The organism is Nonomuraea sp. NPDC049421, assembly GCF_040677005.1.
Classification (GTDB): domain Bacteria; phylum Actinomycetota; class Actinomycetes; order Streptosporangiales; family Streptosporangiaceae; genus Nonomuraea; species Nonomuraea salmonea.
This window is the reverse complement of the sequence record NZ_JBFAQA010000012.1, coordinates 1-15701: the sequence shown is the minus strand read 5'-3', so window position 1 is coordinate 15701 and position 15701 is coordinate 1. Positions and strand designations below refer to the sequence as shown.

Here is a 15701-nt window from a genome sequence, read left to right as displayed (position 1 = left end):
GAGCCAATGGCCTGGTCATCATCTGCCACGCGGCGACCCGTGTGGTGACTGAGCTCAACACAGAAGAGCCCACCCCTTAGGGCAGGCTCTTCATGGGGTAATCCTGTGTCCGAGGGGGGACTTGAACCCCCATGCCCATCACTGGGCACTAGCACCTCAAGCTAGCGCGTCTGCCTATTCCGCCACCCGGACTTGGTGCCTGCACGCGAGACCGTCATCCCGCGTCGGCTCCGTAAGGTTAGCAAACTCTGAGCACTGAGTCATACCGAGAAACCGGGGCCGGGTCGTCGAGGGGACGGGATGGGGTGAACGGGGGCTCGGGATGGGGGTTCCGTGGGGCTCGGGGGAGGGGGATGGGTTGGTTGGGGTGGGTCTGTGTACTGGGGAGTTGGGGAATTTCTGGCCGTCGGCTGAAAAGTGCTTGCGGCAACTTTGGGTGCTGCTACGGTTACGGATCGTTGAGGGGTGAGTCCACGGACCGGCCTCACATCGTGAGGCCGGTTCTGGAGCTTTGGAGGGCACATGACGCGCGAGGCGGACAGGCAGGTGCGGGCTTCGGCCCCGGCTGCTCGCCGCCCGCGTGTCGCCATCTCAGCGCAGGGCGTGACCATCGACCGGGCGGACCGGATGGCGCGGTTCGCGGCCGGCGCTCGGCGAGTCATCCTTCGCGCAGCCGCCACCGGCGTCCTCGTGGCCGCAGGGTGGCTGCTCGCTGTTCTGTTCGGCATGCTCACCGCCGCTCCGGCGGCCGCGGAGACCACCGCGGCGACAGGGGCGGCGGCAGAGACCGGATCCCAGGCTTCGGAGGCCGGCTCTCTTGATGAGACCGCGTCCCAAGCTCATCGTTCACTCACCAGCCCCGTGACGGCGTCAGTCAACGCCGAAGCCATGGCGGGGCGCACGGTCGACGGTCTCAACAGCCAGCAGGATCCTGGCCTGCCGTCACCGTCCAGCGCCGGAAAGATCCTGGACACCAACGGTTTGGTGCCCAACGGCGGTGGCAGCGGGCCGTTCGGGTCCGTTGCGGGGGACGTCGCGAGGTCCGCTTTCGACCCGCGGCTCGAGGCCGGTCGCGCACCTCTGGCGCGCCTGCTTCCCCCCGTCGTCCGCACAGCGGCGGACGACCCCTCTTTCTCACCTGACTGATCCCGCGAAGGTCCGGGGTGCGGGCCGGCCACAGCCCGGCCGCCCACCGGACCGCGAAGAGCGCGGCTTCCCGGAACGAGCTCTCCGGAGCGAGCGCTGCTTCCCAGTACGAACGCGGCGGCGAAGCGTGCCGGTTCACCGGCAGCGCAGGCGCATCAAGGCGCCACCGCAGCTCGCCGCCCGCGGGTGAAACCAACGTCAGTTCACGCGGGTTCGCGCATCCCCCGGGTCTCCCGCTGCACGCGGTGACAACGCGTGGAACGTACGGCGTCCCAACAGCCGTGCCCCGGGCAAGGCGCGCGAGACCGATTTCACATCATCCCCCCAGAACCACTAGGAGCATCCATCATGCGTACGTGGGCGAAGGCATCGAGCCCTGCTGCTCTGCTGGCCGTGGCCGTCATGTCGTTCGGCGGCGGCACCGCGCTCGCCGACACCTCCGGCAACGGGTCCGTCGGCGGCGGCAACCAGGTCGACCTGCCGATCTCGCTGCCGATCGACATCAGCGGCAACGCGATCGCCGCCGTCGGCAAGTCGGAGGCGACCTCGCAGGGCGGCGCGGAAGTCGTCAACACCGGCCGCAACGGCATCCCCAACAAGACGTCGGGCAACGGCAGCGTGCTGGGCGGCAACCAGGTCGACGCGCCCATCAGCGTCCCGGTCAACGCGTGCGGCAACGCCGTCTCCCTCATCGGCAAGTCCGACGCGGGCTGCAAGGGCGGCTCGACCGTCCGCACCCACGGCAAGGGCGGGGCCGGCGGCAACCGCACCTCGGGTGACGGCAGCGTGCTCGGCGGCAACCAGATCACCGCGCCCATCTCGGCCCCGATCAACGCCTGCGGCAACGCGGTCGCCATCTTCGGCGACGCGACCGCGGGCTGCAAGGGCGGCGCGACGGTGCACAACACCGGCAAGGGCGCGGGCGGCAACCGTACGTCCGGCAACGGCAGCGTCCTCGGCGGCAACCAGGTGGTGGCACCGGTCAGCGTGCCGATCAACATCTGCGGCAACTCGGTCGCCGCGGTGGGCCGGGCGTTCTCCGGCTGCCAGGGCGGCTCGTCGGTCACCAACAACGGCGGTCCGGGCCACCGCTACCACACCCGCCACCAGGCGCCGGGGTCCAGGGGCAACGACACCGACGGGCGTTTCGGTGTCGGGAGCGGCAACCAGGTCATCGCGCCGATCAGCGTGCCGATCGACATCTGCGGCAACGCCGTGGGCAACGCCTCGGCCGGGTGCCGCGGCGGGTCGAAGGTGGAGCAGTCGGGGCAGTCGGGCGCCGGTGGCAACCGCACGTCGGGTGCGGGCGGTGTCCTGAGCGGTAACCAGGTGGTGGCGCCGATCACCGCGCCGGTCAACGTCTGCGGCAACGCGGTGGCATTGGTCGGGCACGCGTTCGCCGGGTGCAAGGGCGACGCCACGGTGAAGAACTCGGCTCGGGGCGCGGGCGGCAACCGCACGTCGGGCGCCGGCGGCGTGCTGGCCGGCAACCAGGCGGTCGCGCCGATCACGGCCCCCGTCAACGCCTGCGGCAACGCGGCCGCCGTGCTCGGCCTCTCGCGGGCCCAGTGCCACGGCGGTGCGGGCGTCCACCCGCAGCACGGGGTCGGCGGCGGCAACAACCGCACCTCGGGCGCGGGCGGCGTGCTGAGCGGTAACCAGGTGGTGGCGCCGATCACCGCGCCGGTCAACGTCTGCGGCAACGCGGCGGCGGTCCTCGGTGACGCGGCGGCCGGCTGCCTCGGCGGCGCCCGGGTCGGCAAGCCGGGCCACCAAGGGCCGAGCAGGTTCGACCGCTTCGCCCGTACCACGACCAAGTTCGCGGCGGCCAAGCGCGGCCTGCTGCCCATCGCGCCCGCCCTGCCGGTGCTGAGCGGCGGCGGCCAGGACGTCGGCGCCGCGGCGGCCGGCCTCGCCCAGGGGCTGCCCGCCACCGAGGCCACCAAGCACCTGCCCGGCGCCGGCGACCTGAGCGGCGTCACCCGCGGGCTCGAAGGCGTCGGCAACGTCAAGGAGGCCACCAAGCCCGCCGCGGCCCCGCAGGTCCCCGTCGTCGAGGACATCTCCAAGACCCTCGGCCTGCCCGCGCTCCCCGAGTTGCCCGGCCTGACCCAGGCCCCGGCCACGCCGAAGCGCAAGCACGCCGCCGCCCCCGCCGACCACAAGCGCCGCACCGCTCCGTCGAGCCCCATCTCGGCGCTCTCCCCGGCGACCGACCTGGTCGCCTCCACCCCGGCCGGCAGCACCATCGCCTCGGCCACCCGCAGCCTGCCGATCGGGGGCGTCGGCCTCATGAGCGCCGAGCAGCCGGCGGGCGTCACCGGGATGAACAGCGGATCTCTGATCGCCCTCGTGTTCGGCGGCATGCTGGCCGCCTCCGCGACGCTGTTCGCCTCTGCTCGCCGGTTCCGGCTCGGCCGTAAGTAACAGAAAGGAGGTACTTATCTGAGGTACCTCTACGTTCATCCACTACCTGGTTGAACTTTGCCCGTTCCGGGGGCGCGGCCCGGGACGGGCAAAGTCATGCCCGGTGGTCACAGGGTGCGGCGGACTCGCATGATCTTTCTGCGCAGGCGTACGTGACGGCTGCCGTCGGGGTGCACCCGCACGCGCGCCAGCTCCCACTGTCCGTACTCTGCGTGTTCGGTCAGCAGCTGACGTGCTGCTTCGCGAGTGAGGTCGCGCGGAATGAAGATATCCATGTAGGAGTAGTCGAGCACAACGATTAGTCTCCAGGGTGGGTCAGGGCGCCTTGCCGCTCGATGAGCCTTATTCTGCGTGCTTGTGGGTGGACCCGGAAGCTAGTGGGTAGCCCGGGGGAAGGAAAATTCCGCGAGTCGGGTTACCTTTCAGTCTGTGCCGACTCCCGGCAGGGGGATTTGCAAGCGAACAGCGAGGTAGGAAGCAGCGTGCCAGCCAAGAACGGCAGCGCCGGCGGAACACGCCTGGTGATCGTCGAGTCGCCCGCCAAGGCGAAGACGATCGCCGGGTACCTGGGGCGCGGCTACATCGTCGAATCGAGCATCGGTCACATCCGCGACCTGCCGGAGAAGGCCGACGACATCCCCGAGAAGTTCAAGGGGGCGCCTTGGGCACGTCTCGGTGTGAACGTCGAGCACGGGTTCGAGCCGCTGTACGTCGTCAACCCCGACAAACGTTCCCAGGTGGCCAAGCTGCGGCAACTGCTCAAAGACGCCGACGAGCTCTATCTCGCCACTGACGAGGACCGCGAGGGCGAGGCCATCGCCTGGCACCTGCGCGAGGTGCTCAAGCCGAAGGTCCCCGTGCACCGCATGGTCTTCCACGAGATCACCCCGCAGGCGATCCGCGACGCCGTGGCCAACCCGCGCGACCTCAACCTCCGCCTGGTCGACGCCCAGGAGACGCGCCGCATCCTCGACCGCCTCTACGGCTACGAGGTCAGCCCCGTGCTGTGGAAGAAGGTCAAGCCGAAGCTGTCGGCGGGCCGGGTGCAGTCGGTGGCGACGCGCCTGGTGGTGGAGCGCGAGCGCGACCGCATCGCGTTCACGCCCGCCCACTACTGGGACCTGCAGGCGCTGTTCGACACCGGCAAGGCCGACGAGCGGCCGCGCGACTTCACCGGCACGCTGACCTCGGTCGACGGCAAGCGGGTCGCCCAGGGGCGCGACTTCGCCAGCACCGGGCAGCTCAAGCGCGGCGCCGACGTGCTGCACCTGTCGGAGGCGGCGGCGGGCGAGCTGGCCGGGCGGCTGGCGGGCGTCTCGTTCGCGGTCAAGTCGGTCGAGCGCAAGCCGTACACGCGCAAGCCGTACGCGCCTTTCCGGACGACCACGTTGCAGCAGGAGGCCAGCCGGAAGCTGGGGTTCTCCGCGAAGTACACGATGCAGGTGGCGCAGCGGCTGTACGAGAACGGGTTCATCACCTACATGCGTACCGACAGCATCACGCTGTCGGAGACGGCGGTGGCCGCGGCGCGCTCGCAGGCGATCAAGCTGTACGGCTCCGCGTACGTGCCCGACAAGCCGCGCGTCTACTCCAGCAAGGTCAAGAGCGCCCAGGAGGCGCACGAGGCGATCAGGCCGTCGGGCGAGGAGTTCCGCACGCCGGGCGAGACCGGGCTTTCCGGCGACATGTTCCGGCTCTACGAGCTGATCTGGCAGCGTACGGTCTCGTCCCAGATGAAGGACGCGGTCGGCGAGTCGATCACCGTGAAGGCCGGCGGCAGGTCGTCGGCCGGCGAGGACGTCGAGTTCAGCGCGTCCGGCCGGACGATCACGTTCTACGGCTTCCTCAAGGCGTACGTCGAGGGGGCCGACGACCCGTCCACCGACCGCGACGACTCCGAGAAGCGGCTGCCCAACCTGGAGGAGGGCGACGCGCTCAGCGTGTCGCGCCTCGACGTGGCCGGCCACTCCACCAAGCCGCCCGCGCGTTACACCGAGGCGTCGCTGGTCAAGGAGCTGGAGGATCGCGAGATCGGGCGGCCGTCCACCTACGCCTCGATCATCGGCACCATCCTCGACCGGGGCTACGTGTTCAAGAAGGGCACGGCGCTGGTGCCGTCCTTCCTGGCGTTCGCCGTGGTCAACCTGCTGGAGCAGCACTTCGGCAACCTCGTCGACTACGACTTCACCGCCGAGATGGAGAAGGTGCTCGACGACATCGCCAACGACCGGGCCGAGCGGGAGCCGGAGCTGCGGCGGTTCTACTACGGCGCCGACGGCGACGAGGGCCTGAAGGAGATGGTCACCGACCTCGGCGACATCGACGCCAAGGAGATCAGCTCGTTCCCGGTCAAGGGCACCGACATCGTGCTGCGGGTCGGGCGCTACGGCCCCTACCTCGACCGCGACGGCGCTCGCGTCAACGTCCCCGAGGACATGACGCCCGACGAGCTGACGGCGGAGAAGGCCGAGGAGCTGTTCTCGCGGCCGACCGGTGACCGTGAGCTCGGTCACGATCCGGCGACCGGGCACATGATCGTGGCCAAGGACGGGCGTTACGGGCCTTATGTGACGGAGGTCCTGCCGGAGCCGGCCGCTGACGAGGACGCGCCGAAGAAGCGGACGAAGAAGGCCGACGCGCCGAAGCCGCGTACGAGCTCGCTGTTCAAGACGATGTCCCTCGACACCATCACCCTCGAGGACGCGCTCAAGCTGCTGTCGATCCCGCGGGTCGTCGGCGATCTGGAGGGCGAGGAGGTCGTGGCGCACAACGGGAAGTTCGGCCCCTACCTGAAGAAGGGCACCGACTCCCGCTCGCTCTCCTCCGAAGAGGACCTGCTGACGGTCACGATCGAGCAGGCTAAGGAGCTGTTCGCGCAGCCCAAGCAGCGCGGCAGGGGGCGGGCGGCGGCGGCGGCGCCGCTGCGCGAGCTGGGCGACGACCCCAACTCGAAGAAGCCGGTGGTGGTCAAGGAGGGGCGGTTCGGCCCTTACGTGACCGACGGCGAGACCAACGCGTCCCTGCGCAAGGGCGACACCGTCGAGGACATCACCATCGAGCGGGCCGCCGAGCTGCTGGCCGAGCGGCGCGAGCGGGCGCCCGCGCCGAAGAAGACCACGCGCAAGACGGCGGCCAAGAAGCCCGCGGCGAAGAAGCCCGCGACCAAGTCGTAGCTTCGTCGGAGTCATGGTTTCGCCGGATCCGGCGGTCATCACGTGGTGGCCGCCGGACGTAGCATCGTCAGTGTGTTCGTCCTGATCTTCGCCGGCGGCGTGCTGCTCGCGCATTACTACCTGTGGCGCCGGCTGGTGCGCGGCACCACCGGGCCCGGCCGGGTGCGTGCGTCGCTGACGCTGGCGCTGGTGCTGCTGCTCGCGGTCCTCATGGGGACGTTCATCGGGTCGCGGCTGGGGCTGGAGAGCTGGATCGCCTGGGCGGGCTACGTCTGGCTGGCGGTGATGTTCTACCTGGTGATCATCCTGGCGGTGCTGGAGATTCCGCGGGCGGTCGTGGGGGCGGTGTTGCGCAGGCGGGCCTCGGCTCCTCAGCCGGTTGCGGCGCCTGAGCCGGTTTTCGCCAATGAGGCGGGCGGTGGTACGGCGACCCTGACCGGGGACCCGGCCGGATCCCCGGCCGCTAATTCCGTGCCCGCTGGTTCCGTGCCCGCTGTTTCTGTGCCGGTCGGTTCTGTGTCGGTCGGTTCTGTGCCGGGCGGTTCCGCGCCGGCTGGTTCCGCGGCCGGCGGTGACATGAGCAGGCGGCTCTTTCTCGGGCGGGCCACCGCGGCGATCGCCGGGGTCAGCGCGGTCGGCACGGTCGCGTACGGCATGTCGAGCGCCCTGGGCGACCCCGTGATCGAGCCGGTCACGGTCAGGCTGCCCAAGCTCGACCCGCGCCTCAACGGCCTGCGGTTCGCGGTGGTCAGCGACATCCACCTCGGCCCGCTCACCGGCATCGGTCACACCCAGCGCATCGTCCGCATGATCAACGGGCTCGAGGCCGACGTGGTGGCCATCGTGGGCGACCTGGTCGACGGTTCGGTGGCCCAGCTTGGCTCGCTGGCGCGGCCGCTCAAGGGCCTGGAGTCCCGTTACGGGGCCTATTTCGTCACCGGCAACCACGAATACTTCTCGCCGGAAGGCCCTGAGGAGTGGGTCGAGGAGCTGGGCGAGCTGGGCGTACGCTCGCTGCGAAACGAGCGGGTCGAGATCGCGCACCAGGGGGCCGTGCTCGACCTGGCCGGCGTCAACGACGTCGGCGGCGCGTCGAGCGGCGACGGCCCCGACTTCGCCAAGGCGCTCGGCGGACGTACGGATGGCCGGTCCACGGTGCTGCTCGCCCACCAGCCGATCCAGGTGAGCGAGGCCGCCCGCCACGGCGTCGACCTGCAGCTGTCCGGTCACACGCACGGCGGGCAGATCGCGCCGTTCAACCTGGTCGTGGGGTTGCAGCAGCCGGTCGTGTCGGGGCTCGCCACGGTGGACGGTGTGCAGGTCTACGTCACCAGGGGCGCCGGGTTCTGGGGGCCGCCCGTACGCGTGGGGGCGCCGCCCGAGATCAGCCTGGTGGAGCTGCGGAGCTGACTTGGGGTAATGAAGTGGTCACGTGACGCTCTTATGGCGTAGAGTATCCGCGCGGATACTCTCGGAGGGCGGTCATGGCTTCTTCCCCGGTGGAGCGGGCGTTCGGACAGGAGGTCGCGTCCTGGGCCCGGCGCGGCGGGCTGTTGTTCCGTCAGGCCAGACGGGCGGCAGATCTCAACCAGAAGGCGCTGGCCAGCGTGAGCGGCACGTCGCGCACCACGTTGTCGGCCTACGAGCACGGCAGGAAGTCGCCGACGCTGGAGACCGCAGGGCGCATCCTCGACGCGGCCGGGTTCGAGCTGGTGCTGGAGGCCAAGGTCGGGTGCGTCGCCCGCACGACGGGTGACGGGCACACGTTCCACGTGCCCAGCCGGTTGCGGCGGCTGCCGGTCTCGGCGGCGCTGGGGGTCGCGCGGGTGGGCGGGCGCACGTACGAGCTGGCCGACCGCGACGAGCGGCGGGCCGCCTACACCGCGCTGCTGTGCGGCGGCGGGCCCGACGAGCTGCTCGCCCACATCGACGCGGTGCTGCTCATCGACCTGTGGCGCGAGCTCGACCTGCCGGACGAGATCGCGGCGGCGTGGCGGCCCCTGGTGGAAACGGCGCGGCAAGAGGCCGGAGTGACACATCAATGAGGTTTTCGCGGGCCTATTCGAGGTGTGTAACCTGCGCCCGACTCTATTGTCGTAATACCCTCAGCCACGGACGACCGGGAATATCCGGGCCGTCTCTTGACCACCCCCTTCCGGTCGACACCTGGATACGCTGAAATCATGACTGCCCCTGGCCGGAGTCGCCCGGCCCACGTGCTGGCCAACGCGCCGTTTCGACGGCTCTGGACGGCCATGTCGGTGTGCAGCCTGGGCGACTGGCTCAACCTGCTGGCACTGACCGCCCTCGCGGGCAACCTCACCGAGGGCGACTACCGCGTGCAGTCGCTGGCCGTCGGCGGTGTGTTCGTCGCCAAGATGCTGCCCGCCGTGCTGCTCGGGCCGCTCGCCGGGGTCTTCGCCGACCGGTTCGACCGGCGGCTGACCATGTTCGCGGCCGACCTGGCCAGGTTCGCGGTCGTGCTGTCGATCCCGTTCGTCAACAGCTACCAGTGGGTCATCGTCGCGACCGTCCTGGTCGAGTGCATCAACCTGTTCTGGGTCCCGGCCAAGGACGCCACGGTGCCCAACCTGGTGCCCAAGGCGCAGCTCGAGTCGGCCAACCGGCTCAACCTGCTGGTCACCTACGGCACCGCGCCGGTCGCCGCCATGCTCTTCGCGGCGCTGTCGGTGGCGGGCGACCTGATCGGCGGGGCGGTGCCGTTCCTCACCGGCCACGGCGCGACCGGCCTGGCGCTGATCGTCAACGCCTGCGCCTACCTCGTCTCGGCCGTCCTCATCTTCACCCTGCGCGACATCCCCAAGCGCGACGGGGCGATCTCCACGCCGTCCGTGCTCAAGCAGGTCGTCGAAGGCTGGCGGTTCGTCGGCGGCAACCGGCTGGTGCGCGGCCTGGTCATCGGCATGCTCGGCGCCTTCGCGGCCGGCGGCGCCGTGGTGGGCGTGGCCAAGATCTACGTCGAGGCGCTGGGCGGCGGCGACGCGGCCTACGGCGTGGTGTTCGGCGCGGTCTTCGTCGGCATGGCGCTCGGCATGTTCTTCGGGCTCAGGCTGCTGCGCGAGCTGTCGCGGCGGCGGCTGTTCGGGCTGGCCATCACCGTCGCAGGGCTGGTGCTGATCGCGATCGCGCTGGTGCACAACCTCGTCATCGTGGTCATGCTGACCGTGCTGCTCGGGGCGTGCGCGGGCATCGCCTGGATCATCGGCTACACGCTGATCGGGCTCGAGGTCGAAGACGCGCTGCGCGGCCGTACGTTCGCGTTCCTGCAGTCCACGGCCCGGGTGACGCTGCTGCTGGTGGTGGCCGTGGCCAACCCGCTGGCGGCGCTGTTCGGGGTGCACGTCCTCGGCATGGGGCAGATCAGCTACCGCTTCGACGGCACCAACGTCGTGCTGGTGATCGGCGGGGCGCTGGCCATTGTCGTCGGCCTGCTGGCGCTGCGCCACATGGACGACAGGAAGGGCGTGCCGCTGGCCGCCGACCTGATCGCGGCGGTGCGCGGCGAGCGGTTCCCCACGGGGGCCGCCGAGCACGTGCCAGGGCTGTTCGTGGCGTTCGAGGGTGGCGAGGGGTCGGGCAAGACCACCCAGTCGCGGCTGCTCGCCATCTGGCTGCGCGACCAGGGCTACGACGTCGTGCAGACGCGCGAGCCGGGTGCCACCAAGGTCGGCATGCGGCTGCGGGCCATCCTGCTCGACGCCGCCGAGCGGGGCCTGTCGGCGCGGTCCGAGGCGCTGCTCTACGCCGCCGACCGGGCCGAGCACGTCGAGAAGGTGATCAGGCCGGCCCTCTACCGGGGCTCGATCGTGGTGACCGACCGCTACGTCGACTCCTCGCTGGCGTACCAGGGGGCGGGGCGCGTCCTCGACCCCGAAGACGTCTCCAAGGTCAACGCGTGGGCGACCGGCGGGCTGGTGCCCCACCTGACCGTGCTCATCGACACGCCGCCCGAGGTGGGACTGACCCGGCTCGGCGGGGCCGCCGACCGCATCGAGGCGGAGCCGCTCGAGTTCCACCATCGCGTACGCAAGGAGTTCCGCGCGCTGGCCGCTGCGGCGCCCGAGCGTTACCTCGTGGTCGACGGCACGCTGCCACAGGAGACGATCACCCGGCAGATCCATGACCGGGTCCGCGAGATCCTGCCCGACCCGGTGCCGCGCGAGTCCGAAGACGCCACGGGCACCATGCCCGCCATCCGAGACTGACACCTGATCCCTGGCGTTAGGCGTACTCCGGGGTGGCGGGCGCGGTTAGCCTTGTCCCCGTGACGGTTTTCGATGACCTCGTGGGGCAGGACCAGGCGATCGCCGTGCTGTCGCGGGCCGCGGCGGCGGCCGGAGAGGTCGTCGCGGGCGGGCGCGGCGCCGGCATGACGCACGCCTGGCTGTTCACCGGCCCGCCGGGCGCCGGTCGCGAAGACGCCGCACGCGCCTTCGCCGCCGCCCTGCTCTGTCCCGACGGCGGGTGCGGCCACTGCGACCAGTGCCACCAGGTGCTCATCGGCTCGCACCCCGACCTGGAGTCCGTACGTCCCGAGGGGCTGTCCTACAGCGTCAAGCAGACCCGCGAGCTGATCCTGCGCGCGGCCGGGGCGCCGACGCAGGGGCGGTGGCGGGTCATCCTGTTCGAGGACGCCGACCGGGCCACGGAGTCGGCCGCCAACGCCCTGCTCAAGGCCATCGAGGAGCCGCCGCCGCGTACGGTGTGGCTGCTCTGCGCCCCCGCGCCCGACGACCTGATGATCACCATCAGGTCCCGCTGCCGCCAGGTCACCCTCACCACGCCCGCCACCGAGGCCGTCGCCCACGTGCTGGCCACCCGCGACAGCGTGCCCTGGGAGACCGCCAGATTCGCCGCCAGGGCCGCGCAGGGGCACATCAGCCGCGCGCGTGCGCTGGCGCTCGACGAGGGCGTCAGGCGGCGGCGAGAGGCCGTGCTGGGCATCCCGCGCGCGCTGACCGGCGTCGGCGAGTGCATCGCCGCGGCCGAACGCCTGGTGAAGACCGCCGAGGAGGAGGCCGCCGCCGCCACGGCCGCGCTCAACGAGAACGAGACGGCGGAGCTGCGCAAGCTGTACGGCGAGGGGTCCACCGGCAAGGGGCTCAACCGGGGCCTGGTCAGGGGCGGTGCAGGGGCGCTCAAGGAGCTGGAGGACCGGCAGAAGTCGCGCGCCACCCGCATCAAGCGCGACTCGCTCGACAGCGCCCTGCTGGAGCTCGTGTCGTTCTACCGCGACGTGCTCACCATGCAGTTCGGGGCCGAGGGCGTCGAGCTGGCCAACGACGACCTGCGCTTCGACCTCGACCAGCTCGCCAAGTCCACGACGCCGGAGGAGACGCTGCGGCGCATCGACGCGATCATGCAGTGCCGCGAACGCCTCGCGGCCAGCGTCAACCCGCAGATGGCCGTCGAGGCGATGATGCTGGCACTGCGCTGAAAAACAGTTGGCCGACCGAAGCAGCAGATGAGCACGCCAGGCGTCTCTGTTGCGTGGAAGTCGAACTACTCACCCAGCAAGAAGACCTCGCGCGGCGCCGGGTCGACGTCGCGTCGATCTTCGCCGAGCACCACGTCGGGCTCGTCCGGCTGGCCCTCATCATGGTCGGTGACCAGGCGACCGCCGAAGACGTCGTGCAGGAGGCGTTCGAGCGCACGTGCGCCGGCCGGGTCCGGCTGCGCGACGCCGACAAGCTGCTGTCCTACGTGCGCTCCGCGGTGCTCAACGGGTGCCGCTCCGTGCTGCGGCGGCGGGCGACGGTCTTCCGCAAGGCGCCGCCGTACGAGCCGCCCGTCTGGTCCGCGGAGAGCGCCGCGCTGCTGGGGGAGGAGCGCAGGGAGGTCCTGCTCGCGCTGCGCGAGCTGCCCGGCAGGCAGCGCGAGGCGCTGACGCTGCGCTACTACTTCGATCTCACCGACCAGGAGATCGCCGAGACTATGAAGATCAACGCGAGCACCGTACGCTCCACGGTCACGCGTGGGCTGGCGGCGCTCGGCCGGGCCCTTGGGGAGGATTCATGAGCAGTCCCATGGAAGACAGGCTGCGCGAGGCCCTCGCCGAGGCCGGAGCCTCGCTGGACCCCGCCACTCTGCGTCCCCTTCGCGCACCCGAGCGGCGGTGGCGCGTGGACTACCGGCTGCTCGGCGTGGCGGCGGCGGTGGTGGTCTTCGCGGGGGCGGCGACCGCCGTGGCCCTGGGCACCGGCGGCCAGGATCATGTGGCGGCGGTCGAGCCCGCGCCGAGCGAGGCGGCCGGGATGGCGGTCTTCCTGTGCTCGAAGGCAGTGACCGAGGCGCCGTGCAGTGGCCGTGACGCCACCCCTCAGCAGGTCGAAACCATCGGGGCGGTGCTGCGCGGGCTCCCTCAGGTCAACGAGGTGTCGTTCGAGGATCAGGCGACGGCCTACGAGCGGTTCAGGAAGAGCTACGCGGGCAACACCGCCGTGCTCGACGCGGTCAAGCCGGCTGATCTGCCGCCTTCGTTCCACTTGAAGATCAAGAAAGGCGGAGATAGGGCGCAGGTGAACCAAGCCGTCTTCAGGTTGGAGGGGTTCCATACGATCGTCGACCGAGCTTCGCCCGACATCACCAAGCTGCCGACCGCTGATGATCTCAAGTGGCATATCAGCGTCTTCCTGTGCAACGAGGGCACGAGCATCCCCCAGTGCGGTGCCGGCCGCGATGGGGGAAAGGCCGCCACGGCCGCGCAGAAGCGCGCGCTCGACAAGCTGATCGGCGCTGCGCCGCAGGTGGCGGAGCACGTCTTCGAGAGCAAGGAGGCGGCCTACGAGAACTTCAAGAAGTCGTTCCAGGAGAGCAGTCCGGCGATGGTCAGAGCGACCAAGGTGGAGGACCTGCCGGAGTCCTTCAGGATCACGCTGAAGAACGAGGCGGAGGATGGCGAGGTGGTCGAGCGGTTGAACCGGCAACCGGGGGTGGCGGCAGTGGTCTCTCAAACGTGCGTGCCCGCGCGGCGGACGCTGTCCTTCGACTTCGGCCTGGATCTGCCCGCCTCGGTCATGTGCTCCGGCGTGGGATGACGCTGCTGTTGGAGGGTTGTGGCGGCTGCTGATCGTACGAACGGCGGCTGGCTGATTGTGGGGCGACGGGCTGATCGGGGGCGTGGGGTCACCGGCGGCGGGGGCCCAGCTCAAGATCCGCCGCCGCCCACCCCTCACCACTGCGGGCCTGCGCACGTAATGTGGCAGGGGAGACGGTAAATGACCCCTAGGCCGTCAGGAGGCGAGCTCGAGCCCATGGGAATGATCATGGCCGTGAGCTTCACCCGTTACGGGAGGCTCTACTACCTCGATCCCGGCCAGCACACCTACAAGGTGGGCGACAAAGTGCTCGTACCAACGGATTCGGGACCTGAGGTGGCGGAGTGCGTCTGGGCGCCGCAGTACACGAGCGAAGACGTTGACGGCCTGCCGGTGTGCGCCGGGCTCGCCGGCGACGAACACCTGTCCCGTGACGAGTCGAACAAGCGGCGCCGCGCCGAGGCTCGCAGCGTCTCCAAGCGGCTCATCAAGCGGCACTCGCTGCCGATGAAGGTCGTCGGCATCGACTACCTCGACGAGGACAACGTCTACACGGTCTACTTCTCCGCCCCGCACCGGGTCGACTTCCGCGCCCTGGTGCGCGACCTGGCCCGCAACCTCAGGGCCCGGGTCGAGCTGCGCCAGATCGGCCCCCGCGACGAGGCCCGCCTCCAGGGCGGCATCGGCCCCTGCGGCCGCGACCTGTGCTGCGCGACCTTCCTCAAGGACTTCGAGCCGGTCTCCGTACGCATGGCCAAAGACCAGGACCTCCCGGTCAACCCGCTGCGCATCGCGGGGGCATGCGGTCGGCTGATGTGCTGCCTCAAGTACGAACACCCGCTGTACCAGGAGTTCCGCGCCTCAGCCCCCCGCACGGGCACGAGCGTCGAAACCCCCGAGGGGCCCGGAACGGTGGTGGGCCACAACGTCCCGTCCGATTCGGTGGTGGTGCGGCTCAACGACGGCGGACGCCGCTGTTCGTGCTCCCGGGCCAGCGTGTGCGGGCCACGGAAGGCGTACGACTCGACGTACGGGGGCGGCGGGGACGGCACGTCATAGGGCGGGGTGCGGATATGGGCCGAGCCGTGAGGCCACGGGCGCAGCCGGCCCGCCGCCGGGGGCTTTCCTGACATCGGGGGACCGATGGGAGCGAGAACCCCTCGGGCTCCTGTAGACTCTCTCACGCTGCACGGCAGATGCCGCCTTAGCTCAGTCGGCCAGAGCACTTCACTCGTAATGAAGGGGTCTGGGGTTCGAATCCCCAAGGCGGCTCCCAGGTCAAAGGCCCTCCCGGATGATCCGGGAGGGCCTTTTTGATCTCCGTACAGCAGCGCCATACAGCAACCCCTGCAGCCGATGCCCATTGATGGGCTACGGATTAGGCTGATCCGGTGGATGTGACTGCCCTGGAGAATCTGCGCTTGGCGGGCGTGGTAGCAAGTCAGTTCACACATCGATCTGAAGCCCCGGTCATAGGCGAGGTCTGGCTCAGATTCGAGGCGTTGACTGTCAACCTAGGTGTTGCCGCTGATTGGGAACTCAGGATCGACCCCGAGGAGCCGGGGGAGGGCTACGTGATGGAGGAACTGGGCAGTCGCGTGGACGTGATCACCGCTCCCGATGAAGTTCCCTTCGTGAGGTACATCGGTCAGCGGTTGCGGCGCTTGGTGGAGGAGTTCGATGACTTGTCCGGCCAACGCATGCGCATGTCCTTCGAGTTCGAGGATGGAGCTGTCATCGCCCGAAGTTGGGGAGGCGACTTGCAGATGACCCACGCCTAGAACCGCAGCGGAGACCATCCCCTAGATCGTTGATGTGAAATTCGGGTTAGTGATCGTAGGCGATCAGGGATCGTTTCACGGGTGCGCCGATGTTCCAGTTGTGCCAGATGACGACG

12 protein-coding genes and 2 tRNA genes are annotated in these 15701 nt (G+C 70.0%); 12 read left to right on the top strand and 2 right to left on the bottom strand.

What is annotated here, in order from left to right; genetic code table 11:
- Positions 1–106: 106 nt before the first annotated feature.
- Positions 107–192, bottom strand: a tRNA-Leu gene (locus AB0K18_RS21270).
- A gap of 330 nt (positions 193–522) precedes the next feature.
- Here AB0K18_RS21270 and AB0K18_RS21265 point away from each other — a divergent pair.
- Entirely contained in the window at positions 523–1146 is a 624-nt protein-coding gene (locus AB0K18_RS21265; protein WP_364916621.1) for a hypothetical protein, read from the top strand.
- A gap of 348 nt (positions 1147–1494) precedes the next feature.
- The gene (locus tag AB0K18_RS21260) at positions 1495–3573 is read left to right on the top strand and encodes a chaplin family protein (RefSeq protein WP_364916618.1); all 2079 of its coding nucleotides are present in this window, start codon (positions 1495–1497) and stop codon (positions 3571–3573) included.
- 107 nt (positions 3574–3680) lie between these two features.
- On the opposite strand, the gene AB0K18_RS21255 is transcribed toward AB0K18_RS21260, so the two are convergent.
- Entirely contained in the window at positions 3681–3866 is a 186-nt protein-coding gene (locus tag AB0K18_RS21255) for a DUF5703 family protein (RefSeq protein ID WP_103957247.1), read from the bottom strand.
- Positions 3867–4055: 189 nt separating this feature from the next.
- Here AB0K18_RS21255 and topA point away from each other — a divergent pair, with 189 nt between their 5' ends.
- The 10 genes from topA (at position 4056) to AB0K18_RS21205 (ending at position 15585) form a co-directional block, all read left to right on the top strand.
- Positions 4056–6746, top strand: coding sequence for a type I DNA topoisomerase (gene topA / locus AB0K18_RS21250; RefSeq protein ID WP_364916615.1), 2691 nt, complete (start codon positions 4056–4058; stop codon positions 6744–6746).
- Positions 6747–6818: 72 nt separating this feature from the next.
- Positions 6819–8156, top strand: coding sequence for a metallophosphoesterase (locus tag AB0K18_RS21245; protein WP_364916612.1), 1338 nt, complete (start codon positions 6819–6821; stop codon positions 8154–8156).
- A 74-nt stretch (positions 8157–8230) separates the two neighbouring features.
- Complete coding sequence (locus AB0K18_RS21240) at positions 8231–8791, top strand: helix-turn-helix transcriptional regulator (protein WP_364916610.1); 561 nt, start codon at positions 8231–8233, stop codon at positions 8789–8791.
- 138 nt (positions 8792–8929) lie between these two features.
- Positions 8930–10972 (top strand): dTMP kinase, encoded by a 2043-nt coding sequence (gene tmk, locus AB0K18_RS21235; protein ID WP_364916607.1) that lies wholly within the window; start codon positions 8930–8932, stop codon positions 10970–10972.
- A 59-nt stretch (positions 10973–11031) separates the two neighbouring features.
- Positions 11032–12204: a DNA polymerase III subunit delta' gene (locus tag AB0K18_RS21230; RefSeq protein WP_364916604.1), complete on the top strand. Its 1173-nt coding sequence runs from the start codon at positions 11032–11034 to the stop codon at positions 12202–12204.
- A 53-nt stretch (positions 12205–12257) separates the two neighbouring features.
- Entirely contained in the window at positions 12258–12785 is a 528-nt protein-coding gene (locus AB0K18_RS21225) for a SigE family RNA polymerase sigma factor (RefSeq protein ID WP_364916601.1), read from the top strand.
- A 104-nt stretch (positions 12786–12889) separates the two neighbouring features.
- Positions 12890–13804, top strand: coding sequence for a permease-like cell division protein FtsX (locus tag AB0K18_RS21220; RefSeq protein WP_364916599.1), 915 nt, complete (start codon positions 12890–12892; stop codon positions 13802–13804).
- A 222-nt stretch (positions 13805–14026) separates the two neighbouring features.
- Positions 14027–14863 (top strand): regulatory iron-sulfur-containing complex subunit RicT, encoded by an 837-nt coding sequence (gene ricT / locus AB0K18_RS21215; protein ID WP_364917152.1) that lies wholly within the window; start codon positions 14027–14029, stop codon positions 14861–14863.
- A 139-nt stretch (positions 14864–15002) separates the two neighbouring features.
- Positions 15003–15076 (top strand) — tRNA-Thr (locus AB0K18_RS21210).
- 119 nt (positions 15077–15195) lie between these two features.
- Positions 15196–15585 carry a hypothetical protein gene (locus AB0K18_RS21205; protein ID WP_364916596.1) on the top strand — a complete coding sequence of 130 codons (390 nt, stop codon included), beginning with the start codon at positions 15196–15198 and terminating at the stop codon, positions 15583–15585.
- Positions 15586–15701 lie beyond the last annotated feature (116 nt).